The following is an 8,662-nucleotide window of genomic DNA, read 5'->3' as shown; positions in this document are numbered from 1 at the left end:
CGTGTTACCTCGAGGTCCAGTAGGTCCAGTAGCACCGGTAGCGCCCGTGTTACCTCGAGGTCCAGTAGGTCCAGTAGGTCCAGTAGCACCGGTAGCGCCCGTGTTACCTCGAGGTCCAGTAGGTCCAGTAGCACCGGTAGCGCCCGTGTTACCTCGAGGTCCAGTAGGTCCAGTAGCACCGGTAGCACCCGTGTTACCTCGAGGTCCAGTAGGTCCAGTAGCACCGGTAGCGCCCGTGTTACCTCGAGGTCCAGTAGGCCCAGTAGCACCAGTAGCGCCCGTGTTACCTCGAGATCCAGTAGGTCCAGTAGGCCCAGTAGACCCAGTAGGCCCTCTGCCGAACGAAGCTGAATTAACTAGAGTAGTTTGTAACTCTGCAATTAATTTAAGGAGTTCTTGGAGTGTACAATGATCGATCCGGAATAACTTTGTAATGTAAAGTAAATAATTAATTAAAATTTGGAGTTCAACAAATACAGCACTTGCTACGAAGGTTGGATTTCTTAATATAGTTATTAAGTTTTTTATAATAGCTAATCCTTGCGCTTTCAGGGAGGAAGTAGCGTCTAGCGAACAGATGAACTTACTTAGTAGGTTTAATGTATCAATTAAATCTTCGATGTTTTTAGGAGATGGATTGGCGAAAAGTTTTGGAATTATTTTAATTAAATCGTTAATAATCGCTCGAAATGTTCTAATTTGTGCTTTAGAAATTGGGATGGATGGTGTGTTTGAGATTCGTCCGGCACTACTTGGAAAGCATGGTTTGGAGTATTTGTTTTGACTGTCGTCATAACGAGACATTAAATCGCTCCTTTCTAATGAGAATGTGAATGAAACTCATCATAGTAGATGCAAAAATTAGTTAAATGGTCATAATAAAATCGTTTGTTTAAAGAAAAAATAGAAAAAACGCCTTACAATAAGGCGTTTTTTCTATTTTCTGCGTATTTATAATATCGTTTTAGTGAAACTTTTGATTTGAATCCAGCTAGTTTTATAATTTCTGATTCCGGCGTTTCTTTTTTTATTAAGTTTAAAATATAGGTGTTACGAAAGTGTTGTCCTGAGATTCCTTTGCGTAAATTAGCTCTAGCTACTTCAAGGCGAATCATTTTTTGGATAGCGATTTCTGTTAATCCCTTCGGTGAATCATTTTCGTATACCCATCTGTATGTTCCACGATTAAAATCGAATGCGACAAACAGTGGGTCATTACTATGGTATTTTGGACGAACGGGTTCAGGGATGCTTTTGTAGTATGTGTATAATTGCTTTTTGTCTTCTTTTGTTAATGTAATCGTTCTTTCTACTCCTGCGGTTGCTGGGATAGATAATGTATTAGTTTCAAAGTGAATGTGATACATAGTTAGTGCTGTAAGCTCTTGTAGGGATAAACCGTAGTCAATTAATAGGTTTAAAATAGTGATATTACGATCCATCAATAAAGGTCGTACAGGACGTTGTTTTTCTGATAGTCCTTCCAATGAAGTGACGATACGCTTTAATTTTTTTTCTTCATTAGATGAAATAAAATCTTCATTTCGTAGTGCGCGATCTGGTTGAATAGAAATTTCCATATTCTTTAATGGATTAGGGATGTTTAGGAAATGATTCATTCTATTTAGTACAATAAATACACGATGCATCGTCTTTTCTGAGTAGTGTCGATTCGTTTTTAAGTCAGAAAAGTAATCTTCGTAGTCTTTTGTACAAAGTGTAGCCCATATATTACTGGAAGGGAGCTTTTTGTTTTTTTCTAACCAATGTCCGAAATCTTCAATGTCATAAACATAACGTTTAATGGTTGAGGTTTTTCGGCCTTTATTCAATAAAAAAATAGAAAAGGCTTGTATTGTATCATGGAATTCCGTTGTCTCCATAGTTCCACCACCTTAATTATTTCTTATATTATAGCAAACTTTTCTGAAAATAGGCATTTGTAAGAAGGACGGGAATAATAATATGTGTTGAGTGGATAAAGTGAAACTTTAATCAGTGGGGGGTGTTCATCCTCCGTTGATTATCAGCCCACAACAATCGGGCATTTACGGGCAGCTATCCCCCGCCTAACTTCCTCGCATTTGCTGAATTTTGAGGTGGGAGTCTTACTGCCTGCAAATTGCGGGATAAAATGAGGTGATTGTATGGAACAATCGATGCGAAAGAAAAATAATAATCAAATTAATATTGTGTTAAACCATCGAAAGAAAATTTCTTTACCAGCATCAGAAAATAAAACGGAAATTTCAAATGAAACTACAATTAAACATGAGATGCTGCAAAGAATTGAAGAAGAGATGGGGAAACTCGTTGGGATGGATGATATAAAAAAGATAATAAAAGAAATATATGCTTGGATTTATGTAAATAAAAAAAGACAAGAAATGGGATTGAAATCTGAGAAGCAAGTACTCCATATGTTGTTTAAAGGGAATCCAGGTACAGGAAAGACAACTGTTGCTAGAATGATAGGTAAATTGTTGTTTGAGATGAATATTCTATCAAAAGGGCATTTAGTTGAAGCGGAACGTGCTGATCTTGTAGGAGAATACATTGGCCATACGGCTCAAAAAACAAGAGATTTAATAAAAAAAGCAATGGGAGGTATTTTGTTTATTGATGAGGCGTATTCTTTAGCTCGAGGTGGAGAGAAGGATTTTGGGAAGGAAGCAATTGATACGCTCGTAAAGCATATGGAGGATAAACAACATGGTTTTGTATTGATTTTGGCTGGGTATTCAAGAGAGATGAATCACTTCCTTTCATTAAATCCAGGACTGCAATCTCGTTTTCCGTTTATTATTGAGTTTGCGGATTATTCGGTAAACCAGTTGTTGGAAATTGGGAAGAGAATGTATGAAGAGCGTGAATACCAGTTATCAAAGGAAGCGGAATGGAAATTTAGAGATCATTTACATGCTGTAAAGTATTCGTCGCAAATTACATCGTTTAGTAATGGGCGATACGTGCGGAATATTGTTGAAAAATCGATTCGTACACAGGCTATGCGGTTGTTGCAAGAAGATACGTATGATAAGTATGATTTAATTGGAATATCAAGTGTTGATTTAATGTTGGAAGAGGAGACGCACAGTACATAAACTGTGCGTCTGTTTTTTTGTGCATATGTTCGTTTATTCTTTTTTTTCTTTTTCTTGGTGAGATTTATGGAAGCGTTCCATTTTAGCGCTCTTTTCGTGTGCTGAATTAGAATCGTGCCCAAATTGGTTTACTGAGCTTTTTTGAGCTCCTTTATTAACGTGGTTTGTCATTTGTATTCACCTCACTTTAAAAATTAGTATAAACATTAAGTAAAGAAAAAATCGTTAGAAAAGAAAAACCTCTTTACGATATGTAAAGAGGTTAGAATTGCTATTTATGCATTGAACGTTCGTTTGTGTCGATACGTCGATGCGGTAAATGCCATTTGTAATGAATAGAAAGCATGCGGAAGCAAACAATTAAAATGAATAAGGTGTAAAGAGCCCAATCACTAACAATAATTTGAGCCCCAATTAAGAAGCCTGCTAGAATCGTCCAAAAAGCATATACTTCAGCTCGAAGGACGAGAGGTTTTCTACGGGCTAAAAGATCGCGAATAATACCGCCACCAATACCGGTTAAAACAGCTGCTACGATTGTAGCGCTAATGGGTAAATTTAGTTTTTGAGCATATAATGCCCCTTGTACGGCGAATGCTGATAAGCCGATAGCGTCAGTGATGTTTTCCCATTTTTTCCAATGTCTAATTAATTTATTTGGAAAAAGAAAAATAATTGTCATTGATAAAAGTGCGATTTGGAATAACATGTCTTGTTGCCAAAACGCGACAATCGGATAACCGATTAGTAAATTACGAAGGGCACCTCCTCCAAATGCGGTTGCCATTCCTAAAATATACACCCCGAAAATGTCATAATCCTCTTCCATTGCAACAATGGCTCCGCTTAGTGCGAATGCGATTGTGCCTATGATGCTAAAAATCTCCCATGCCATGAATTTTCTCCCCCGCTAACTAGATGAAATGTGCTTCCTCTGCTATTATATTAGAAGGTTTAAATTTCGAAAAGGATGAGTGAACATATTTGATGGAAGAAAAAGAAAAAGTCATATTAGTAGGCTGTCAATTACAGCAAGATGACGATGAACAGTTTATGCATTCCATGAAAGAACTTGCATCGTTAGCAAAGACTGCGCGAGCGAAAGTGTTAGTGTCAACAACGCAAAAACGACCGAAGTTTCATCCAGTGACTTATATAGGTAAAGGTAAATTAGAAGAGCTTACAATGTTAACAGAAGAATTAGAGCCGGATGTTATTATATTTAATAACGAGTTAACGCCGAGTCAAATTCGGAATTTATCCTCAGTATTAGATGCAAGAGTAATCGATCGAACGCAACTCATATTAGATATTTTTGCGCAACGTGCGAAGTCGAGAGAGGGTAAGCTTCAAGTGGAGTTAGCTCAGTTGCAATATACAATGCCGCGTCTAATGGGGCAAGGTTTGTCTTTATCACGTCTTGGTGGTGGTATTGGAACAAGAGGGCCGGGTGAGACGAAACTTGAGACGGATCGTCGTCATATTCGATCGCGTATTGATGAAATAAAGAAACAACTTGCGGTTGTTGTGGAACATCGAAAAAGATACCGTGAGAGAAGAAAAGACAATAAAGTATTTCAAGTTTCATTAATAGGATATACAAATGCAGGGAAATCGACGCTATTTAATAGATTAACGGAAGCGGATACGTTTGAAGAAAACTTATTGTTTGCAACGTTAGATCCGACAACAAGGAAGATGCCGTTACCTTCTGGTTATACAGTGTTGCTAACTGATACGGTTGGTTTTATACAAGATTTACCTACGTCGTTAATTGCAGCTTTTCGTTCAACACTAGAAGAAGCTGGTGAAGCAGATGTTATTTTACATGTTGTTGATTCTGCAGATCCAAACTATGTAGGGTATGAGAAAACGGTAAAGAAGTTATTGTCAGAACTTGAAATTAATCATATTCCGATTATTACGTTATACAATAAAAAAGATGCATTACATCAAAATTTTATTCCGTTTCCGAAAAGCGACTTCTTAATGACAAGTGCTTTTGAAGAAAGCGATTTATTACATATAAAAGAAGCGATAGAAACGAAAATGAAGGAAGAAATGGATCCATATCAAGTGAAGATTCCTCCGAGTGAAGGTAAGTTGTTAACGTTATTAAAGACGGAAACTCTATTAACAAAGATGGAATTTCTGGAAGATAAATTTGTATATAATTGTACAGGATATATATTTGCCTATTCGCCATATAATGGGCAGTTAAAGAGATTTTTAGTGGAAGAAGGAGAAAATGATAATGTTTGATCGTTTAAAAAATGGAGAAAAAATGGCTCCTATTGTAAAAGAAGTAGAAAGTCAAATTACAGAAGTGCATAAACGTGCAGATGAAGTGATTGAAAGTAATCAATTTCGTGTATTAGAAAGTTTTCGTAAACATAAAATTAGTGACTCGCATTTTATTCCAACGACTGGCTATGGATATGACGATATTGGTCGTGACACATTAGAAAAAGTGTATGCTGATGTATTTGGAGCGGAAGCGGGTCTTGTTCGTCCGCAAATTATTTCGGGGACTCATGCGATTTCAACAGCTTTATTTGGTATTTTACGTCCGGGAGATGAGCTACTGTACATAACGGGGAAACCGTATGATACGTTAGAGGAAATCGTTGGTGTACGCGGAAAAGGTGTAGGGTCATTTAAAGAATATAATATCGGTTATAACGCAGTTTCGTTAACGGAAGAGGGGCTTGTGGACTTTGAAGCTGTTGCGGCTGCGATTCATAGTAATACGAAGATGATTGGTATTCAGCGCTCAAAGGGATATGCTACTCGTCCGTCGTTTACTATTTCTCAAATTAAAGAGATGATTTCGTTTGTTAAGGAAATTAAACCTGATGTAGTTGTATTTGTTGACAACTGTTATGGCGAGTTTATTGAAGAACAAGAGCCGTGCCATGTAGGTGCAGATTTAATGGCGGGCTCGCTTATTAAAAACCCAGGCGGTGGAATCGTTAAAACTGGTGGTTACATTGTTGGGAAAGAACAATTTGTTGAAGCATGTGCATATCGTTTAACATCTCCAGGGATTGGTGCTGAAGCAGGGGCATCTTTATATAGTTTACAAGAAATGTACCAAGGGTTCTTCTTAGCGCCGCATGTAGCGGGACAAGCACTAAAAGGTGCAATCTTTACAGCGGCATTTTTAGAAAAGTTAGGAATGAACACGTCACCAGCGTGGAATGCGCCAAGAACGGACTTAATTCAATCTGTTCAATTCGATGATAAAGATCGTATGGTTGCCTTTTGTCAAGCGATTCAATATGCATCTCCGATTAATTCTCATTTCACTCCGTACGCAAACTATATGCCGGGTTATGAAGATGATGTAATTATGGCTGCGGGAACGTTTATTCAAGGTGCAAGTATTGAATTGTCGGCTGATGGCCCAATTCGTCCACCTTACGTTGCTTATGTACAGGGTGGATTAACGTATTCTCATGTGAAGATTGCAATTTGTTCTGCAATTGATGCGTTAATTGAAAAAAAATTATTAACAATTTCTTAAAGGGAAGCTGTCGATTTCGGCAGCTTTTTTCGTGTAAAAGTAATGATTTGTGCCATTAGAAAAAAGAATGAAAAAAACCTAAAAAAATCATGTAAGAAAAGCTAACATCTATTGACACTAAACATAACATAATATAAAATGAGAAGCAGTTAAGGCGAAGGAGGAACTGAAACAATGAAAGAAGATAGACGTTCTGCCCCGCTGTTTCCTATTGGTATTGTTATGGATTTAACACAATTGTCTGCACGTCAAATTCGCTACTATGAAGAGCATAATCTTGTTTCTCCAACCCGTACAAAGGGGAATCGTAGATTATTTTCATTTAACGATGTAGATAAGTTGTTAGAGATTAAAGATTTATTAGATCAAGGCTTAAATATGGCTGGTATTAAGCAAGTGTTACTAATGAAAGAAAATCAAACAGAAGCAGTGAAAGTAAAAGAAGAAACGAAAGAAATTTCCAAAACGGAGCTTCGCAAAATACTGCGAGATGAACTACAACATACAGGTAGATTTAATCGAACTTCATTGCGACAAGGTGACATTTCAAGGTTTTTTCACTAAAGATAACTGATTCTGAAGGTGTTTAGAGGGACTAAGGAGGAATTTATAATGGCTAGGTACACAAAAGAAGATATTTTCCGTTTGGCGAAAGAAGAGAATGTAAAGTATATCCGTCTGCAATTTACGGACCTTTTAGGAGTAATTAAAAACGTAGAAATTCCAGTGAGCCAATTAACAAAAGCTCTTGATAACAAAATGATGTTTGATGGATCTTCTATTGAAGGTTTCGTACGTATTGAAGAATCTGATATGTATTTATATCCGGATTTAGATACTTGGGTAATTTTCCCTTGGACAGCTGAAAAAGGTAAAGTAGCTCGTTTAATCTGTGATATTTATACTGCAGATGGTGCTCCATTTGACGGAGATCCACGTAACAATTTAAAACGTGTATTAAAAGAAATGGAAGCTTTAGGATTCTCAGATTTCAATCTTGGACCAGAGCCAGAATTCTTCCTATTCAAAGTTGATGAAAAAGGAAATCCAACATTAGAATTAAACGATAACGGTGGATACTTCGACCTTGCGCCGATGGATCTAGGGGAAAACTGTCGTCGTGATATCGTTCTTGAGCTTGAAGAAATGGGCTTTGAAATTGAAGCGTCTCACCATGAAGTTGCACCAGGTCAACACGAAATTGACTTTAAATATGCAAATGCAATTCGCTCATGTGATGACATTCAAACATTCAAACTTGTTGTAAAAACAATTGCTCGTAAACATGGTTTACATGCAACATTTATGCCAAAACCATTATATGGTGTGAACGGTTCAGGTATGCACTGTAACTTATCACTATTTAAAAATGGTGAGAACGTATTCTTCGATCAAAACGGTGATTTACAATTAAGTGATGATGCTCGTCACTTTATCGCAGGTATTTTAAAACATGCACCAGCATTTACAGCGGTAGCAAACCCAACTGTAAACTCTTACAAACGTTTAGTACCTGGATATGAAGCTCCTTGTTACGTAGCATGGTCTGCACAAAACCGTAGCCCATTAGTACGTATCCCTGCATCTCGTGGTATTAGTACACGCGTAGAAGTACGTAGTGTTGACCCAGCTGCAAACCCATATTTAGTAATGGCTACATTATTAGCTGCAGGTCTTGACGGAATTAAAAATAAATTAACTCCACCAGCTGCAGTAGACCGTAACATCTATGTAATGACAAAAGAAGAGCGCGAAGAAGCAGGTATCGTTGACTTACCAGCAACATTAGCGCAAGCGTTAGTTACATTACAATCTAATGAAGTAGTATGCAGTGCACTAGGAGAACATTTACTTGAGCACTTCATCGAAGCAAAAGAGATTGAGTGGGATATCTTCCGCACGCAAGTTCACCAATGGGAACGCGATCAATATATGTCTCTTTACTAAGAAAAAAGGCCCTGATACTACGGTATCAGGGCTTTTTCGTCATTTATCTACAGCGAATTACAGTGAATATTGTCGTAATTTTTGA

At 37.4% G+C, this 8,662-nt stretch carries 9 protein-coding genes; 5 read left to right on the top strand and 4 right to left on the bottom strand.

The window, feature by feature from the left end; genetic code table 11:
* Both DPQ31_RS18355 and DPQ31_RS18350 read right to left on the bottom strand, forming a co-directional pair.
* The coding region (locus tag DPQ31_RS18355) for a collagen-like repeat preface domain-containing protein (protein WP_208730844.1) at positions 1–804 on the bottom strand (804 nt) is incomplete at its 3' end.
* Between the two features lie 113 nt (positions 805–917).
* Positions 918–1,883, bottom strand: coding sequence for a tyrosine-type recombinase/integrase (locus DPQ31_RS18350; protein ID WP_208730842.1), 966 nt, complete (start codon positions 1,881–1,883; stop codon positions 918–920).
* A 264-nt stretch (positions 1,884–2,147) separates the two neighbouring features.
* Between DPQ31_RS18350 and spoVK the strand changes: the two genes are divergently transcribed.
* A complete protein-coding gene (gene spoVK / locus DPQ31_RS18345; RefSeq protein WP_000438193.1) occupies positions 2,148–3,104 on the top strand; it encodes a stage V sporulation protein K in 957 nt (318 codons plus the stop codon).
* Between the two features lie 33 nt (positions 3,105–3,137).
* Here the strand turns inward: spoVK and DPQ31_RS18340 are convergent, their stop codons facing one another.
* Complete coding sequence (locus tag DPQ31_RS18340) at positions 3,138–3,275, bottom strand: hypothetical protein (RefSeq protein ID WP_000181509.1); 138 nt, start codon at positions 3,273–3,275, stop codon at positions 3,138–3,140.
* Between the two features lie 100 nt (positions 3,276–3,375).
* Positions 3,376–3,999 (bottom strand): trimeric intracellular cation channel family protein, encoded by a 624-nt coding sequence (locus DPQ31_RS18335; protein ID WP_000312269.1) that lies wholly within the window; start codon positions 3,997–3,999, stop codon positions 3,376–3,378.
* Between the two features lie 92 nt (positions 4,000–4,091).
* Here DPQ31_RS18335 and hflX point away from each other — a divergent pair, with 92 nt between their 5' ends.
* The 4 genes from hflX (at position 4,092) to glnA (ending at position 8,577) form a co-directional block, all read left to right on the top strand.
* On the top strand, positions 4,092–5,366 hold the full coding sequence (gene hflX, locus DPQ31_RS18330; RefSeq protein ID WP_208732102.1) for a GTPase HflX: 1,275 nt from the start codon (positions 4,092–4,094) through the stop codon (positions 5,364–5,366).
* Positions 5,359–6,630, top strand: a complete 1,272-nt coding sequence (locus tag DPQ31_RS18325) for a methionine gamma-lyase family protein (protein WP_208730840.1) — start codon at positions 5,359–5,361, stop codon at positions 6,628–6,630. The genes hflX and DPQ31_RS18325 overlap by 8 nt, the downstream gene beginning before the upstream one ends.
* Positions 6,631–6,804: 174 nt before the next feature.
* Complete coding sequence (glnR, locus tag DPQ31_RS18320; protein WP_000656783.1) at positions 6,805–7,194, top strand: transcriptional repressor GlnR; 390 nt, start codon at positions 6,805–6,807, stop codon at positions 7,192–7,194.
* 48 nt (positions 7,195–7,242) lie between these two features.
* Positions 7,243–8,577, top strand: coding sequence for a type I glutamate--ammonia ligase (gene glnA, locus DPQ31_RS18315; protein WP_000135333.1), 1,335 nt, complete (start codon positions 7,243–7,245; stop codon positions 8,575–8,577).
* Positions 8,578–8,662: the final 85 nt, after the last annotated feature.

This window comes from Bacillus sp. COPE52 (genome assembly GCF_003355115.1).
Taxonomy (GTDB): Bacteria; Bacillota; Bacilli; order Bacillales; family Bacillaceae_G; genus Bacillus_A; species Bacillus_A toyonensis.
The sequence above is the reverse complement of the archived record's forward strand: the minus strand, read 5'-3'. Positions and strand labels throughout refer to the sequence as shown.

Excerpts from the sequence above, each read along its gene's own strand:
- DPQ31_RS18335 (WP_000312269.1), bottom strand. The coding sequence starts at position 3,999 with ATGGCATGGGAGATTTTTAGCATCATAGGCACAATCGCATTCGCACTA.
- spoVK (WP_000438193.1), top strand. The coding sequence starts at position 2,148 with ATGGAACAATCGATGCGAAAGAAAAATAATAATCAAATTAATATTGTG.
- DPQ31_RS18325 (WP_208730840.1), top strand. The coding sequence starts at position 5,359 with ATGTTTGATCGTTTAAAAAATGGAGAAAAAATGGCTCCTATTGTAAAA.
- DPQ31_RS18350 (WP_208730842.1), bottom strand. The coding sequence starts at position 1,883 with ATGGAGACAACGGAATTCCATGATACAATACAAGCCTTTTCTATTTTT.
- glnR (WP_000656783.1), top strand. The coding sequence starts at position 6,805 with ATGAAAGAAGATAGACGTTCTGCCCCGCTGTTTCCTATTGGTATTGTT.
- glnA (WP_000135333.1), top strand. The coding sequence starts at position 7,243 with ATGGCTAGGTACACAAAAGAAGATATTTTCCGTTTGGCGAAAGAAGAG.
- DPQ31_RS18340 (WP_000181509.1), bottom strand. The coding sequence starts at position 3,275 with ATGACAAACCACGTTAATAAAGGAGCTCAAAAAAGCTCAGTAAACCAA.
- hflX (WP_208732102.1), top strand. The coding sequence starts at position 4,092 with ATGGAAGAAAAAGAAAAAGTCATATTAGTAGGCTGTCAATTACAGCAA.